Genomic DNA, 14,873 nt, shown 5'->3' on the forward strand with positions numbered 1-14,873 from the left:
CCGGCGTCGGCTTCAAATCCCGCCCATACACAGATACTTGATCACGACGTAATCGTCGATCCCATACTGCGACCCTTCGCGGCCGAGCCCCGACTGCTTGACGCCGCCGAACGGCGCGACCTCGTTTGAGATCAGCCCGGTATTGATGCCGACCATTCCGTACTCGAGCGCTTCCGCGACGCGCCAAACACGGCCGATGTCACGGCTGTAGAAATACGCGGCGAGTCCGAATTCGGTGTCGTTCGCGAACTGGATCACTTCGTCGTCGGACGAGAAGCGGAATAGCGGCGCGAGCGGCCCGAAGGTTTCGTCGCGCGCGACTTTCATCGCCGGCGTGACGTCCGCGAGCACGGTCGGTTCGAAGAAGCCGTGACCGAGCGCATGCCGGTGGCCGCCCGCGACGACGCGCGCGCCTTTCGCAAGCGCATCCTCGATGTGCGCTTCGACCTTCAGCACTGCGGCCTCATTGATCAGCGGACCCTGGGTCACGCCTTCATCGGTGCCGCGGCCGACCTTCAACTGCGCGACGGCCGCGCTCAGCTTCGCGGCGAACGCGTCGTAGACTTTATCGTGCACGTAGAAACGGTTCGTGCACACGCAGGTCTGTCCGCTGTTGCGATACTTCGACGCGATTGCACCCGCGACCGCCGCGTCGAGATCGGCGTCGTCGAACACGATGAACGGCGCGTTGCCGCCCAGTTCGAGCGAGACCTTCTTGACCGTCGGCGCGCATTGCTCCATCAGCAGACGGCCGACCGGCGTCGAGCCGGTGAACGACAGCTTGCGCACGATCGGGTTGCCGGTCATCTCCGCGCCGATCGCGCGCGGGTCGCCGGTGACGACGCTGAACACACCAGGCGGCACGCCCGCGCGCTCGGCGAGCACTGCGAGCGCGAGCGCCGAGAACGGCGTCGCTTCGGCGGGCTTGACGACGATCGGACAGCCAGCCGCGAGCGCGGGTCCGACCTTGCGCGTGATCATCGCCGCGGGGAAATTCCACGGCGTGATCGCCGCGCACACGCCGATCGGCTCTTTCGTCACGACGATCCGGCGATCGTTCGCCGGCGTCGGAATCGTGTCGCCGTTCACGCGCTTCGCTTCCTCGCCGAACCACTCGAAAAACGACGCAGCGTACTGGATCTCGCCCTTCGCCTCGGCGAGCGGCTTGCCTTGTTCCAGCGTCAGCAGCAGCGCGAGATCGTCCGCATGCTGGAGCATCAGATCGGACCACGTGCGCAGGATCCTGCCGCGTTCCTTCGCAGTTTTCGTGCGCCATGCGGGCCATGCGGCGTTGGCCGCCTCGATCGCGCGACGGGTTTCCTGCTGGCCCATCTTCGGCACGCTACCGAGCGTTTCGCCGGTCGCAGGGTTGTTCACGGCGAAGCTTTTTTCGTCGTCGGATGCGACCCACTGGCCGGCCACGTAGGCCTTCTGTCTGAAGAGGGAGGGGTCGTTAAATAGCGGTGCGGTCATGGTCGTCTCGCAGAGTCGATGCAAGAGAAAGGAAATAGAGGCGGCGGCACGGCGCGAAGCCGCGCCGCCGCAGACGAAAGACTGAAGCGTGGAACGCGATGCGTCAGGCGGCTGCCGCGATGCTTTCCTTCAGCACTTCGTCGAGAATCGACATGGCTTCGTCGAACACCGCGTCCTGGATCGTCAGCGGGAACAGGAAGCGCACCACGTTCGAATAGACGCCGCACACGAGCAGCAGCAGCCCGCGTTCGAGCGCGCGCGTCTGCACGCGCTTCGTGAATTCCGCGTCGGGCTCGTGCGTGCCCGGCTTGCAGAACTCGACCGCGACCATCGCGCCCGGACCGCGCACTTCGGCGATCTGCGGCACGTCGCGCTGCAACGCGGTGAGCGCGGCCTTCACGCGATTGCCGAGCGTGACCGCGCGTTCGCACAGCTGCTCTTCGTCGATGATGTCGAGCACCGCGTGCGCGGCCGCGACCGCGAGCGGGTTGCCCGCATACGTGCCGCCGAGGCCGCCAGGCGCGGCTGCGTCCATGATCTCCGCGCGACCGACCACGCCCGACAGCGGCATGCCGCCCGCGAGGCTTTTCGCCATCGTCATCAGATCGGGCACGACGTCGTAGTGATGCATCGCGAACAGCTTGCCGGTGCGCGCGAAGCCGGTCTGCACTTCATCGGCGATCAGCAGGATGCCGTGCTCGTTGCACAGCTTGCGCAGCGCGCGGACGAATTCCGCGGGCGCCGGATAGAACCCGCCTTCGCCCTGCACCGGTTCGAAGATGATCGCGGCAACGCGCTTCGGATCGACGTCGGCCTTGAACAGGAATTCGATCGCCTTCAGCGAGTCCTCGACGGAGACGCCGTGCAGCGCGTTCGGGAACGGCGCATGGAACACGTCCGACGGGAACGGGCCGAAGCCGAGCTTGTACGGCGCGACCTTGCCGGTCAGCGCCATGCCCATCATCGTGCGACCGTGGAAGCCCCCGGTGAACGCGATCACGCCGGGGCGGCCGGTCGCCGCACGCGCGATCTTGATCGCGTTCTCGACCGCTTCGGCGCCGGTCGTGAAGAAGGCCGTTTTCTTCGGATGGTCGCCGGGCGCGCGGTGGTTGATTTTCTCTGCGAGCTCGACGTACGACGCGTACGGCACGATCTGATACGCAGTGTGGGTGAAGTGATCGAGCTGCTCGCGGATCGCGGCAACGATCTTCGGATGACGGTGGCCCGTGTTGTTCACCGCGATGCCGGCGGCGAAGTCGATGTAGCGGCGGCCCTCGACGTCCCAAAGCTCCGCGTTCTCGGCGCGCTCCGCATAAAAATCGCACATCACGCCGACGCCGCGCGGGGTGGCGGCGTCCTTGCGGCTCTTCAGTTCGGCATTCTTCACGTCGATCTCCTTGGTTTTCGGTGGGTCGCAGGTGTGTCGTACCCGGTCGGATGGGACGGCCGGGCGAGAGAGGTCGCCGCGCCGCATGCTACGACTATAATCAACTTTGGCTCTTATCTTTAGAGCCATTTCAATAAAAACGTAGGAGCCAATTCATGCGCGCAAGTGTTCTGTCCGACTGGCTGGCGCAGCGCCTCGACCGCGGCAGCGGCCAGCCGGTCTACCGGCAGCTGCACCGGCTGCTGCAGCAGGCGATCCTGTCGCGCGAACTGCCGGCCGGTAGCCGCGTGCCGTCGTCGCGGCTGCTCGCGGCCGAGCTGGGCATCGCGCGCAATACAGTGACGCAGGTGTTCGAGCAACTGGTGCTCGAAGGCTACGTGACGTCGGCGACGGGGCGCGGCACGTTCGTCGCCGAAAGCGCGCCAGACGACGTGATCGGTCTCGACGCCGCGCCCGAACAGATGGTCGCGCCGACGTCGGCCGACGCGCCGCGCACGTTGTCGACGCGCGGCGCGCGGCTGATCGCCGGGGCCGGCGTGTCGAGGCGCCAGGGCGGCGCGTTCATGCCGGGCGTGCCGGACGTGTCGCGTTTCCCGGCGCGCGTGTGGAGCCGGCTCAACGCGAAGTACTGGCGCGCGCCGCGGCCGGAACTGCTCACCTACGCGCCCGGCGGCGGTCTCGCGCTGCTGCGTCACGTGCTCGCCGATTACCTGCATACGTCGCGCTCGGTGCGCTGCACGCCGCAGCAGATCGTCATCACGACCGGGATCCATCAATCGGTCGATCTCGCGGTGCGGCTGCTGTCCGATCCCGGCGACGTCATCTGGACCGAGGACCCGTGCTACTGGGGCGTGCGCAGCGTGCTGCACGTGTCGGGGCTGCAGTCGCGGCCGATTCCCGTCGACGACGAAGGGATTGCACCATCGTCCGCCGATCTCGCGCAGCCGCCGAAGCTGATGCTCGTGACGCCGTCGCATCAGTACCCGCTCGGGATGGTGATGAGTCTCGCGCGACGCCGGATGCTGCTCGAGTACGCGCGGCAGAATCAATGCTGGATCATCGAGGACGACTACGACAGCGAATTCCGCTACGGCAGCCGGCCGCTCGCATCGCTGCAGGGGCTCGACACGGCGGGGCAGGTGATCTACGTGGGCAGCTTCGGCAAGACGCTCTTTCCGGGGCTGCGGGTCGGCTATCTGGTCGTGCCCGAAGCGCTCGCCGAGAGCTTCGCGACCGCGAGCGCGGAGCTGTATCGCGAGGGGCAGCTGCTGCAGCAGGCGGTGCTCGCGGAGTTCATCGCGGAGGGGCATTTCACGTCGCACATCCGCAGGATGCGGACACTGTACGGGCAGCGCAGGCAGACGCTGCTCGATGCCGCCGCGCAGCGCTACGGCGACGCGTTCGCGGCAGTGGGCGGCGATGCCGGGCTGCATCTGGTGATGCGCCTGCCGGACGGCACCGACGATCGCGCGGCGGCTGCGGTGGCGCTCGAACGCAATATTGTCGTGCGCGCGCTGTCCGGCTATTACGCGCAGCCTGCGAGCGCGCCGTCGGGGCTGCTGCTCGGCTACGCGTGCGTGCCGGACGATGAGATCGCGCCTGCGTTCAACACGCTTGCCGATGCGCTCGACGCCACGGTAGGGCCGCTGGAGCGGATCGCGTTGTCCGCGTGAGGCCGTTCAGATCACCCGCTCACGCAGCCACGCAGACATCAGATCGATCGCGGTCACGACCACGATGACCATGATCATTACCGCCGCGGTCTGCGCGTAGTCGAACGAGCGGATCGCCTCGTACAGCACGACGCCGATCCCGCCCGCGCCGACCATACCGACCACCATCGCCGAGCGTACGTTCGATTCGAAGCGGTACAGCACGTATGAAATCCACAGCGGCAGCACCTGCGGCAGCACGGCGTAGACGATCTCGTCGAGGCCGGTCGCGCCGGTCGCACGCACACCCTCGGCGGGACGTGGATCGATCGCTTCGACCGCTTCGGCGAACAGCTTCGCGAGCACGCCGGTGGTGTGCACCCACAGCGCGAGCACGCCGGCGAACGGGCCGAGGCCGACTGCGACGATGAACAGCATCGCGAACACCATCTCGTTGATCGCGCGGCATGCATCCATCACGCGACGCACTGGCTGCACGACCCACTGCGGCGCCATGTTGCGCGCCGACAGCAGACCACACGGAATCGCGCAGACGACCGCGAGCACGGTGCCCCACACCGCGACCGCGAGCGTGATCGCCAGTTCGTGCACGTAGATGCGCCAGTCGCCGAAGTCGGGCGGAAAGAAGTCCTTCGCGAACTGCCCCATGTTGCCGGAGTCGGACAGCAGATCGAGCGGACGCATGTCGGCGCCGCGCCACGACAGGCCCAGCACCGCGATCGCGACGATCCAGCCGACGAGCGACAGCCAGCCGCGCTTGCCGGCCTTGGCACTGGCCGCTTGCGTTGCGCCCGTTGCAGCGGCTGCGTCGAGATCGGCGGCGTTCATTGCTTGATTGCTGTGTCGAGCGCGGCGAGCTTCGCGTCGAGCGCCGCCATCTGCGTCTTGCGTTCGTCGTCGGACAGATGCGTGTCGGCCTCGATCTTCTGCTTCTGCTGAAACAGCGCGACCTGGCGAATCGGCAGCAACTGCGCATCCGTCGATGCCGCAAAGCCGCTGTAGCCGGTGATGTTCCCCATGATCTGCTTTTCATGCAGATCGGTCTTCGCGTAGTTCACGAAGAAGTTGCGCAGCTTGTCCTTCGTCGCCTGCGGCAGGTCCTTGCGCCACACGAGCGGATCGGACGGAATCAGCGGCGACTTCCACAGCACACGCACCTGCGCGAACTTGTCCGGATGCAGCTTTTTCAGCGTGTCGAGCATTTCCGTGTTGTTCGTCGCGATGTCGATCTTGTTGTTCACGACGGCAAGCAGGTTCGCTTCGTGACTCGACGGCAGCACCGTCTTGAACGACGTATTCACCGGCGCATGGCGCTGTGCGAACAGGTAGTAGCCGGGGATCAACGTGCCCGACGTCGAGTTCGGATCGCCGAAGCCGAGCGTCACGTCCTTCGTGTTGCGGAACACGTCGTCGAGCGTCTTGAAGCGGCTGTTCACGTTCGTGATCAGCAGCGAGTAGTAGCCGGCATCGCCGTTCGCATACTGCATCTTCGCGAACACTTCGCCATTCGAACGATCGACGGCTTCGATCGCCGACGCATTGCCGAAATAGCCGATCTGCACCTTGTTGAAGCGCATGCCTTCGATGATCCCCGAGTAGTCGGTGGCGAAGAACGCTTTCACGTTGAGGCCGGTCTGCCTGTTCAGATCGTCGATCAGCGGTTGCCAGCGTTGCTTGAGCACCGCCGACGAATCGGTCGAGATGATGCCGAAGTTCAGGTCTTCGGCATGAGCGGCGACGCACGCGAATGCGGCGATGCCTGCGATCAGGGTGCGGAGAAATTTCATCGAGCGGGAGTCCTGTGGTGAAGCGGATAAGAAAGGGAGAGCGGTGAGCGTTCAGACCGAATGCGCGAAGGCATACGGCGATGGTGTGGTGGCCGGTGGTGTGCCGGCCGGCGTGGCGACGGGCACATCGGTGATCTCGTCGGGCGTTGCAGCGCCGTGGAGCAGTTCGCGCACGGCACTGCCGTACAGTTCGCGCAGGAGTACGGGCGTCAACGATGCCGACGGTCCGTCGTACACGACCTTGCCCTGGCGCAGCGCGACGGTACGCACGCAATACTGCATCGCGATGTCCACCTGATGCAGCGAGACCAGTACGGTTAGCTGATGGTTCGTATTGAGTGCGCGCAGCATCTCCATCACGCGACGCGACGATTCCGGATCGAGCGAGGCGATCGGTTCGTCGGCGAGGATGATGCGCGCGCGCTGCACGAGTGCGCGGGCAAGAGCCGCGCGCTGTTGCTGGCCGCCCGACAGATTCGCCGCGCGTTCGCCTGCGTGTCCGTCGATGCCGACTTCGGCGAGCGCGGTCAACGCGAGTTCGCGTTCGTGGCGCGGAAACAGGCCTGTTATACGGCGCCAGAACGGCAGCCGTGCCAGCGCGCCGATCAGCACGTTGGTCTGTACCGTCAGACGGTTCACGAGATTGAACTGCTGAAAAACGAAACCGATGTCGCGGCGAATGCTGCGAACCTCGCGCACAAGACGACCGTCCTGCTGGATCGGGCGGCCGAGAATCTCGATGCGCGACGGCTGCGGGTCCGCGACGGTAAAGCCGGCGATGTGCCGCAACAGGGTTGATTTGCCCGAGCCCGACGCGCCGATCAGCGCGACCATTTCCCCGGGCTCGACACGCAGGTCGATTTCGTCGAGCGCCTTGCGGCCGTTGTTGAACGTCTTCGACAGGCGCTCGATGCGGATTGCTTCCATGAATACCTCGCCATCACGCCCGGACCATCCCTGAGCGATGCGGCCCATTCTAGGAAGCGACTATGACTATTGAGTGAAGGCATCGCGACGTCTAGACGACTATATCTTTTTGAGCGTCACGCGCGTGTCACCATGACTTTCGCGTGACAGTTACCAGCAGCGTCGATGACATGTCATGTATTGTTCGTCGCGTACGGGCTATATTGCGCATATCAGCGTGAGCCGTCCCCAAAAACCTTGCAGTTCGCAAACGGCACCGTCATGCAGGCGCTCAGTTTTCTTCCCGACAGTTTCGCGGAGTACGAAGACCTGAAGTCGATTCTCGACGACGGCAGTGCAATCTTCGAAATCAAGACCGTCTGCGAAACGCAGGTACACGGCCGGACATTCGAGGTTCAAACCGCGAGCCTCGGTTCGAGCGATCCGCAGGCGCCGGCCATCGGTTTTTTCGGCGGCATTCATGGGCTGGAACGCATCGGCTCGCAACTCGTGCTCGACTACATGCGCGCGCTGCTCGGCCGGCTCGAATGGGATGAACTGTTAGTACGCCAGTTGCAATCCATTCGTCTGATCTTCATGCCGATCGTCAATCCGGGCGGCATGTGGGCCGCGACCCGCGCGAACCCGAACGGTGTCGACCTGATGCGCAACGCGCCGCAGGACGCCGATGCTCGCGTGCCGCTGCTCGCGGGCGGCCAGCGGCTCGGCGCATGGCTGCCGTGGTATCGCGGGCAACGTGGCGCGCCGATGGAATGCGAAGCGGCGGCGCTGCTCGACGTGGTCGAGCGCGAACTCGCGTCGCGGCCGCTCAGTCTCGCGCTTGATTGCCATTCGGGCTACGGCTGGAGCGACAGCATCTGGTTTCCGTATGCGCGCACGCGTCGTGCGATGTCGCATCTGCCCGAAATGTTTGCGCTGAAGACGATGTTCGAGGGCGCGCATCCGCATCACGGCTACATGTTCGAGCCGCAAAGCCACCAATACCTGCTGCACGGCGACCTGTGGGACTTCGCGTACGATCGCGCGCCCGCACAAAACGTCTTCCTGCCGATGACGCTCGAACTCGGTTCGTGGGTGTGGATCAAGAAGAATCCGCGGCAGATCTTTTCGCGTCAGGGCATGTTCAACCCGCTGAAGGCGCATCGCACCGCACGTGTGTTGCGGCGTCACGCGAACCTTCTCGACTTTCTCACGCGCGCTGCGTTCGCATCGCAGCGCTGGCTGCCACAAGGCCCGCGTCGACAGCAACTGCAGCAGCGCGCGATCGAGTACTGGTATCGCAAGGCCGGCACATGAGCACGTGGATCCTGTTGCGCGGTCTGACTCGCGAAGTGCGGCACTGGGGGCCGCTACCTTCGCTGCTGCGCGACGCAGCAGGGGTGAGCGATGTTCTGCGTATCGACCTGCCGGGCAACGGCGTATTCGCGCAGCTGCGCTCGCCGGCGGACGTCGCGCGGACCGTCGGCTTCGTGCGTCTCGCTGCACTGCAAAGCGGTGCACCGGCGCCGTACCGGCTGTTCGCGATGTCGCTCGGCGGAATGGTTGCGACCGCGTGGGCGCAGCAGTATCCGCGCGAGATCGAGCGGCTCGTGCTGATCAACACCAGCATGCGGCCGTTCAGTCGCGTAACGGAGCGGCTGCGTCCGCGAGCCTGGCCCACGTTGCTGAACGTCGCGCTGCACTGGCGCGAAGCGTATGCGGCGGAAGAAGCGATTCACCGGCTGACGTGCAACCGTCGCGATACGTGGGTGCGCGATCTCGCCGACTGGACCGCGATCCGCGAACACGCACCAGTCACGCGGCTCAATGCGTTGAGTCAGCTGTGGGCGGCGGCGCGCTTCAGCGCAGCGGCGAGTCCGCCTCGATGCCCGACGCTGGTCCTGTCGTCGGATGCGGATCAACTGGTGAACCCCGTGTGTTCGGCGAAGCTCGCGACGGGGTGGGACGCGTCGCATGTTCGTCACCCGTGGGCGGGACACGATCTGCCGCACGACGATCCCGAGTGGGTCGTTCGCGCCGTGACGTCATGGCTGAAGGAATCCGCCGGTGAGGTCGGTGCAGTGTCCGGCAACCAGCAGTGAATTAGTCCGGTTAAAAATCCATGCAATTATCGTGCGTGAATTAACAATTCGACGGACTTGAACCTGCTATATTTGTATTAAATTGTTTCGTCTGATTCTTTGTTCGCGCCAATTGACGAAATGCGAATTTAGTGGCGGCGTTTCAAATTCCTCTATATTATTATCATAATAATTTATCTGGTGAATTACGCATTTTGTGAAGTCTAAATTCAGGAAATTTTGACCTCACAGACAAAACAGATCGTAAAAGATACGTTTTCGAACTGCCGTAAAACATGCCAAAAGCGGGCAGTCAAGCTTTGTGAGCCTCTGTCGGTAAGGTTTTGAAAGACTCAACAGGCATGGCACGCACCGCGATGAAGATAAGCGGGCCAGAAGTGCTACGGAAATGCAGCAAAACAGAAACATTTTAAATTCATGTGAATTCACTCTAAAAAATAGAACTAAATCCATGAATTAAAATAAATGTATCTTAAAATTATTCTTCTGAAATTCGCGTAACGCGTATTTAGTGCGTTTCAAACAAGAAACATAAATACGCATTTGTGCACCTTAAATAAGCCTTCGCTCGGCCGACATTCCGCAGACCCTTTTACCTTTCGACAGATTACGTGCATGGCACCTTCTATGCATCGTGGTGCCGCGGATTGGCGTAGTCGGCCAAACCGTCCCACCACATCAGGAGGAAACCATGCGAAAGACTTTAATGGCGTCCGCTGCGGCCGTTGCCCTCGGTCTCAGCGGCTACGCGATGGCAAATCCATGCAGCGACAACTCGGACGCGTCCTGCACCCAGAAATCCACCAGCGGCGCGAACACACTCAGCAATGCGGCAACCTCGACACAGACCAGCACCACCGGCGCCAACGCCAATGAAGTGACGTCCGGCGCACAGGTCTACCAGGACTCCTTCAATAGCACCAAGGTCGTTGCGCTCAGCAAGCTGGACGGCTACGTGAGCAACGTCAGCGTCTATGGCATCGGCAACCAGGCGGGCAACTGGGGCAACGCCAGCGGCGGCAAGGGCGGCAAGGGCGGCGCGGGTTACGGCGGCGCCGGCCTTGGCGGCAATGGCGGTAACGGTGGCGCAGGCGGCTCGGGTGGCAGCGGCGGCAGCGCGACCAACGGCAGCGCGTCGGCGGGCTACGCGAGCAACGGCGGTGCCACGGCCGGCGACGGCCTCGGCGGCAACGGCGGTCGCGGCGCACGCGGCGGCAGCGCGCACGCGGGTGGCACGCAGGGCGGCACGGGCACCGGCAGCGGTGGCTCGGCAGGCGGCACGGGCGGCGGCGCGCTGGCGGGAAGCGGCGCGGCCGGCGGCAGCGGCGGCGGTCTTGCTGCGGGCCTCGGCGCCGGCAGCGGCTCGTCGGGTAACGGCACGTCGCATGCCGGCGGCGGTGGCGGTACCGCAACGGCAAGCACCGGTGCAGGCACCGGCACCGGCACCGGTTCGGGCACAGCGACCGGCACTGGCGGTGCAGGCTCGGCAGGCACGGCGACAGCCTCGGGCGGCGCGGGCTCAGGAACCGGTGGAGCAGGTTCGGGCACGGGCGGTGCAGGCGGGGCGGCAACGAGCATGGCCGGCGCAGGCGGTGCGGGCGGCACGGGCGGTACCGGCACCGGCGGTCAGGCGACCAACGGCAGCTCGTCGACGATGGCGAGCAACGGCAGCGCGACCGCGGGTAACGGCGCAGTCGGTGCCGCGGGTGCGGCAGGTGGCGCGGGCGGCGTAGGCAACGGCGGCGTAGGCAATGGCGCGGCCGGCGGTACGGGCGGCGCGGGCGGGGCCGTTGCGGTCGATGCCGGCACGTTCAACATGTCCAACAGCATGGCGAGTGTCGGACAGTCCGCGGCGGGCATCATGGTCGCGAACCAGAACAGCGGTCTTGCTTCGCTGGTGCAGCAGGCGGTCACCGTGCAGGCGAATCTGACCGTCGGACATTGAGTCGTTTGGCCAACCCATAGCAGTTTCAGCATCTTCAGCAGTACCCGGCACGCCGCGAGGTTTAGCGCTTCGCGGCGTGTCAACGGATCGTCCCGGCGTTTTCGCACGAGGCGAGACCAGAAACGCACCCGCAGCGAGCCGGCCGGCTCACGCGGGGCAAGGAGACAATCATGCAAGCGTTCAGACGCGCTGCGCAGTGGATGCTGCCTGTCGCGATCGGATGGACAGCTGTTGCGGTCGATGTCTGTGCGGCCGAGGTCGCCGCGCCGGTACCTGCACTGGGCAGCGTGATCGAGGAGGCTGTGCCTGCTATAGGCAATGTCTCCGCCACAACGTCCGACGCGCGATCGCCGGCTGCTCCGGTTGCAGAGCAGCGCGCCGCGCCGACGCAGCCCGACTCCGATTCCAGCTTCGGCGTTGCGATGACGCCCGAGCAACTGGACACTCATCGCGGCGGTGACCAGACGATCAGCAACATGACGCTCACCGGTGCTGTGTCGGACAACAGCGCGAAGAACGTGACGACGGGTTCCAACGCGATCACGCAAGGCTCGTTCGCTAACTCGAGCGGGCTGCCGACGGTGATCCAGAACTCCGGCGCGAACGTGCTGATCCAGAACGCGACGATCCTCAACGTCCGCTTCGGAAACTGAGCGATGAATCCGCGCGTCGCACGGCTGATGTTTCCCGCGCTTGCGTGCGGGTTGCTCGCGGGCGTCGCACGGGCCGACCCGATCGACGTCGTCGATGCGGCCGGCGCGGGCTATACGATGCACGTCACGAGCCTGAAGGAAGCGCGCTTCAAGCGAACCATCAAGCAGCAATACGATTTCAGTTGCGGGTCCGCGGCGGTGGCGACGCTGCTGACCTATCAGTATGACTATCCGGTCAGCGAACAGACCGCGTTCGCGCAGATGTACGAGCACGGCGATCAGGCGAAGATCCGTCAGCAGGGTTTTTCGCTGCTCGACATCCGGCGCTTTCTCGACGCGAACGGTTTCGTCGCGGATGGCTACGAGCTGCCACTAGAAAAACTCGCGGAGACGAACACGCCCGCGATCGTGCTGATCACCGAGCATGGCTATCACCACTTCGTCGTCGTCAAAGGGTTGCGCAACGGACGTGTGCTCGTCGGCGATCCGGCGACCGGCACGCGGCCGATTCCGCTCGCGAGCTTCGAGGAGAAATGGGAGGACCACGTGTTCTTCGTGATCCACAACAAACCGGGGCAGGCGCTGTTCAACGATCCGCGCGACTGGCGCGTCGCGCCTGCTGCGCCGCTGTATACCGGCATCAGTCGCGACAGTCTCTATAACGTCACGATACCCAAGCTCGGTCCGGGCGATTTCTGAGAACCATCATGAAAACCGCAATGCGAATGCTGGCCTGTTTCGCCGCCGTGATGGGCGGCGCGGCGTCGTCGCTCGTCACGGGCGCGACCGGGAACGATTCGCCGGCTGTTGCGACTGGCGAGATTGTCGTCATGCACAACGGACCGGAGCCACCTGTCGAGCAGTCTCACACCACCCGCACACCCGACGACCCACAGTGGCCCCCTCGCACCGCAACCGTCGCGCTCGGCGAAGCGCGGCTCGATGCAATGCGCGGCGGTTTCGACTTGCCGTCGGGGCTCAAGGTGTCGTTCGGCATTTCGCGTGTCGCGTACGTGAATGGCAACCTCGTCACGACAACCAGTGTGAACATCCCCGATGTCAGCGCGATTACCGCGCAGCAGGCCCAGGCGCTGATCGCCGCGAACGCGGGCGCACTGGTACAGGTCGGTCACGGCAACGTCGTGCAGGCCGGCGCGTTGCCCGCGCTGACCGGCTCCGTGCTGCAGAACTCGCTGAACAACCAGCAGATCCAGGCGATGACGACGATCGACACGTCGGTGAATTCGCTGTCGATGTTCAAAGGGATGAACGTGATGTCGACGCTGACCGGCGCGCTCGCAAACGCGGTGCATCCGCACTGATCGCGCGGCTCGACAGCGCACCGCCGTCATCAGAACGAGATCGGCACGCGCACCGTCAACGTGAGATCCGGCGTATCGCGTGTGAGGCCCGCGCCGATCGTGAAATTCAGCGTGGTCTTCGGCGAGAGCCGGTATGAGTAGCCGAGCAGCAGCGTGCCGAGAATCACGCGCACCGAGCCCGGTACAGTCTGCCCGTTCTGTTTGGTCGGCAACACGATGCTCTGGTCGTAGCCGAGACTGACCGACGCTTTCTCGTTGAGCGCGAGCCCCATGCCGACATTGAAGCCCCAGATGTCGCCCGGTTGCACGCGGCCGACGAAGTCCTTTTCGCCATCGAGAATCGTCAGGCTCAGATTGCTGCGCGCGAAGCTGTGCAGATAGCTGAAGTTGCCGAAGAACACGACGGGGTCGCTCGGGAACAGCCATGTGAGCCCCGGCTGTACCGCATAGAAGCCGGACCCGGTCGGCTGTTCGAGCGGCAGACCCGTGCCGGTCGTGTTGCCGACGCAGCGCGTCACGCAATCGGTGACCACGTCGAAGGGACCCTTGCCGGTCGCCGTCTTGAAGCGCAACCAGCCGATGTAGTAGAACCTGTCGGGGCCGCCCTCGTTCAGTTGATAGCGCAGTGTCATCTCGACGTCGCCGATGCCGCGTCCGTTGCTGCTGAACACATTGTCCTGCGCGCTGCCCGTGAAGATCTCGCGGCTTACCGTGTCGTTCGTCGAATAGACGTAGGGCACGCGCAGTTCCATTTCCATCCGGTTCGTGATCCCGTAGCGTAGTGCGAGCCCGCCGGTGAGCGTTGTTGTCTTGACCTCTCGCACGTCGATGAGTCCGATCAACAACGCGGGAATGATCGTATAGCCGACCAGCGCGACACGATCCGTCGACGAATAGCTGAACTGGAACGATGGCTCCAGCACGAACTTGTTGCGCGGTGTGAGCACGCCGGGCTGATCGAAGATCGGCGCGACTGCGGGCGGAGCACTGTCGGTCACCGGCGCCTGGCCGACGGGTTGAGACGGCTGCACAGGCTGAGCGGACTGCTGTGCCGTTTGCGCGGCGCCAGCGGCCGGCGCATTGCCGGACGGCTCGCCCTCGCCAGCCCCGCGCAACGTCCCCAGCGTACCGCTGTCCAGCGCGCGGCTCAACCGCGCAAGGCCCGCTTCCTGATCGGCGAGTCTGCGCTTCAGCGCGTCGAGTTCCTGCACGCGCCGGTCGAGTTCCTGACGCAGCGTCGCGACGTTTTCCTGCGGGGTTTGATCTTCCAGCGACTGCGCGAACGCTTCCGCGTTGAACAGCAGCACAGCGGTGTAGCCCAGCGTTCGGACGCAGCGAGATGGCATGCGCTTCATGGGGGTCTCCATGACGAGGCCTGCAGGTTTACCCCGGTACGAGAAAGCCGGCCGCGACATTGCGCGGACACGGATGCCGGGCCTGAGCGGGCGATCAGGAGACGTGCCGTCTACTGGCGAAATCGGTAAGTGCCTGGCCTGGCGTTGCGACCCATCGAACGGTCGTGTGTCGCTATGTGTGTCGCTAAGAAGATCGGAATTTCGAACGTCGCTTCGAGGCGTGCAAAGCAGCCCGTCGACGACGTTCAAAGACTATCGCGGCATACGTGG

13 protein-coding genes are annotated in these 14,873 nt (G+C 64.5%); 7 read left to right on the forward strand and 6 right to left on the reverse strand.

Features of this window, described 5'->3' with window-relative positions:
- Nucleotides 1-12 precede the first annotated feature (12 nt).
- Both gabD and ACREXZ_RS14205 read right to left on the reverse strand, forming a co-directional pair.
- Entirely contained in the window at nucleotides 13-1,473 is a 1,461-nt protein-coding gene (gene gabD / locus ACREXZ_RS14200) for an NADP-dependent succinate-semialdehyde dehydrogenase (RefSeq protein ID WP_431764716.1), read from the reverse strand.
- A 103-nt stretch (nucleotides 1,474-1,576) separates the two neighbouring features.
- Nucleotides 1,577-2,860, reverse strand: a complete 1,284-nt coding sequence (locus ACREXZ_RS14205; protein ID WP_431764717.1) for a 4-aminobutyrate--2-oxoglutarate transaminase — start codon at nucleotides 2,858-2,860, stop codon at nucleotides 1,577-1,579.
- Between the two features lie 155 nt (nucleotides 2,861-3,015).
- On the opposite strand from ACREXZ_RS14205, the gene ACREXZ_RS14210 reads away from it, so the two are divergent.
- Entirely contained in the window at nucleotides 3,016-4,533 is a 1,518-nt protein-coding gene (locus ACREXZ_RS14210; RefSeq protein ID WP_431764718.1) for a PLP-dependent aminotransferase family protein, read from the forward strand.
- Between the two features lie 6 nt (nucleotides 4,534-4,539).
- Here ACREXZ_RS14210 and phnE read toward each other — a convergent pair whose 3' ends face one another.
- Genes phnE through phnC form a run of 3 tightly spaced genes read right to left on the reverse strand, consistent with a single transcriptional unit; the run spans nucleotide 4,540 to nucleotide 7,247 of the window.
- Nucleotides 4,540-5,361: a phosphonate ABC transporter, permease protein PhnE gene (gene phnE, locus ACREXZ_RS14215; protein ID WP_431764719.1), complete on the reverse strand. Its 822-nt coding sequence runs from the start codon at nucleotides 5,359-5,361 to the stop codon at nucleotides 4,540-4,542.
- Nucleotides 5,358-6,320 carry a phosphonate ABC transporter substrate-binding protein gene (phnD, locus tag ACREXZ_RS14220; RefSeq protein WP_431764720.1) on the reverse strand — a complete coding sequence of 321 codons (963 nt, stop codon included), beginning with the start codon at nucleotides 6,318-6,320 and terminating at the stop codon, nucleotides 5,358-5,360. Before phnD ends, phnE begins: the two co-directional genes overlap by 4 nt.
- Before the next feature lie 51 nt (nucleotides 6,321-6,371).
- Nucleotides 6,372-7,247: a phosphonate ABC transporter ATP-binding protein gene (phnC, locus tag ACREXZ_RS14225; RefSeq protein ID WP_431764721.1), complete on the reverse strand. Its 876-nt coding sequence runs from the start codon at nucleotides 7,245-7,247 to the stop codon at nucleotides 6,372-6,374.
- A gap of 261 nt (nucleotides 7,248-7,508) precedes the next feature.
- Here phnC and ACREXZ_RS14230 point away from each other — a divergent pair, with 261 nt between their 5' ends.
- From ACREXZ_RS14230 to ACREXZ_RS14255, 6 genes are all read left to right on the forward strand, one after another.
- The gene (locus ACREXZ_RS14230; protein WP_431764722.1) at nucleotides 7,509-8,543 is read left to right on the forward strand and encodes a M14 family zinc carboxypeptidase; all 1,035 of its coding nucleotides are present in this window, start codon (nucleotides 7,509-7,511) and stop codon (nucleotides 8,541-8,543) included.
- Complete coding sequence (locus ACREXZ_RS14235; RefSeq protein ID WP_431764723.1) at nucleotides 8,540-9,328, forward strand: alpha/beta fold hydrolase; 789 nt, start codon at nucleotides 8,540-8,542, stop codon at nucleotides 9,326-9,328. Before ACREXZ_RS14230 ends, ACREXZ_RS14235 begins: the two co-directional genes overlap by 4 nt.
- A gap of 691 nt (nucleotides 9,329-10,019) precedes the next feature.
- Complete coding sequence (locus tag ACREXZ_RS14240) at nucleotides 10,020-11,273, forward strand: hypothetical protein (protein ID WP_431764724.1); 1,254 nt, start codon at nucleotides 10,020-10,022, stop codon at nucleotides 11,271-11,273.
- 170 nt (nucleotides 11,274-11,443) lie between these two features.
- Complete coding sequence (locus ACREXZ_RS14245) at nucleotides 11,444-11,926, forward strand: hypothetical protein (protein ID WP_431764725.1); 483 nt, start codon at nucleotides 11,444-11,446, stop codon at nucleotides 11,924-11,926.
- A 3-nt stretch (nucleotides 11,927-11,929) separates the two neighbouring features.
- A complete protein-coding gene (locus ACREXZ_RS14250) occupies nucleotides 11,930-12,625 on the forward strand; it encodes a C39 family peptidase (RefSeq protein WP_431764726.1) in 696 nt (231 codons plus the stop codon).
- An 8-nt stretch (nucleotides 12,626-12,633) separates the two neighbouring features.
- Entirely contained in the window at nucleotides 12,634-13,248 is a 615-nt protein-coding gene (locus ACREXZ_RS14255) for a hypothetical protein (RefSeq protein ID WP_431764727.1), read from the forward strand.
- A gap of 29 nt (nucleotides 13,249-13,277) precedes the next feature.
- On the opposite strand, the gene ACREXZ_RS14260 is transcribed toward ACREXZ_RS14255, so the two are convergent.
- The gene (locus ACREXZ_RS14260; RefSeq protein WP_431764728.1) at nucleotides 13,278-14,603 is read right to left on the reverse strand and encodes an acetate kinase; all 1,326 of its coding nucleotides are present in this window, start codon (nucleotides 14,601-14,603) and stop codon (nucleotides 13,278-13,280) included.
- Between the last annotated feature and the right edge of the window lie 270 nt (nucleotides 14,604-14,873).

The organism is Paraburkholderia sp. (genome assembly GCF_050742655.1).
Taxonomy (GTDB): domain Bacteria; phylum Pseudomonadota; class Gammaproteobacteria; order Burkholderiales; family Burkholderiaceae; genus Paraburkholderia.

Excerpts from the sequence above, each read along its gene's own strand:
- gabD (WP_431764716.1), bottom strand. The coding sequence starts at position 1,473 with ATGACCGCACCGCTATTTAACGACCCCTCCCTCTTCAGACAGAAGGCC.
- ACREXZ_RS14210 (WP_431764718.1), top strand. The coding sequence starts at position 3,016 with ATGCGCGCAAGTGTTCTGTCCGACTGGCTGGCGCAGCGCCTCGACCGC.
- phnE (WP_431764719.1), bottom strand. The coding sequence starts at position 5,361 with ATGAACGCCGCCGATCTCGACGCAGCCGCTGCAACGGGCGCAACGCAA.
- phnD (WP_431764720.1), bottom strand. The coding sequence starts at position 6,320 with ATGAAATTTCTCCGCACCCTGATCGCAGGCATCGCCGCATTCGCGTGC.
- phnC (WP_431764721.1), bottom strand. The coding sequence starts at position 7,247 with ATGGAAGCAATCCGCATCGAGCGCCTGTCGAAGACGTTCAACAACGGC.
- ACREXZ_RS14230 (WP_431764722.1), top strand. The coding sequence starts at position 7,509 with ATGCAGGCGCTCAGTTTTCTTCCCGACAGTTTCGCGGAGTACGAAGAC.
- ACREXZ_RS14235 (WP_431764723.1), top strand. The coding sequence starts at position 8,540 with ATGAGCACGTGGATCCTGTTGCGCGGTCTGACTCGCGAAGTGCGGCAC.
- ACREXZ_RS14240 (WP_431764724.1), top strand. The coding sequence starts at position 10,020 with ATGCGAAAGACTTTAATGGCGTCCGCTGCGGCCGTTGCCCTCGGTCTC.
- ACREXZ_RS14245 (WP_431764725.1), top strand. The coding sequence starts at position 11,444 with ATGCAAGCGTTCAGACGCGCTGCGCAGTGGATGCTGCCTGTCGCGATC.
- ACREXZ_RS14250 (WP_431764726.1), top strand. The coding sequence starts at position 11,930 with ATGAATCCGCGCGTCGCACGGCTGATGTTTCCCGCGCTTGCGTGCGGG.
- ACREXZ_RS14255 (WP_431764727.1), top strand. The coding sequence starts at position 12,634 with ATGAAAACCGCAATGCGAATGCTGGCCTGTTTCGCCGCCGTGATGGGC.
- ACREXZ_RS14260 (WP_431764728.1), bottom strand. The coding sequence starts at position 14,603 with ATGAAGCGCATGCCATCTCGCTGCGTCCGAACGCTGGGCTACACCGCT.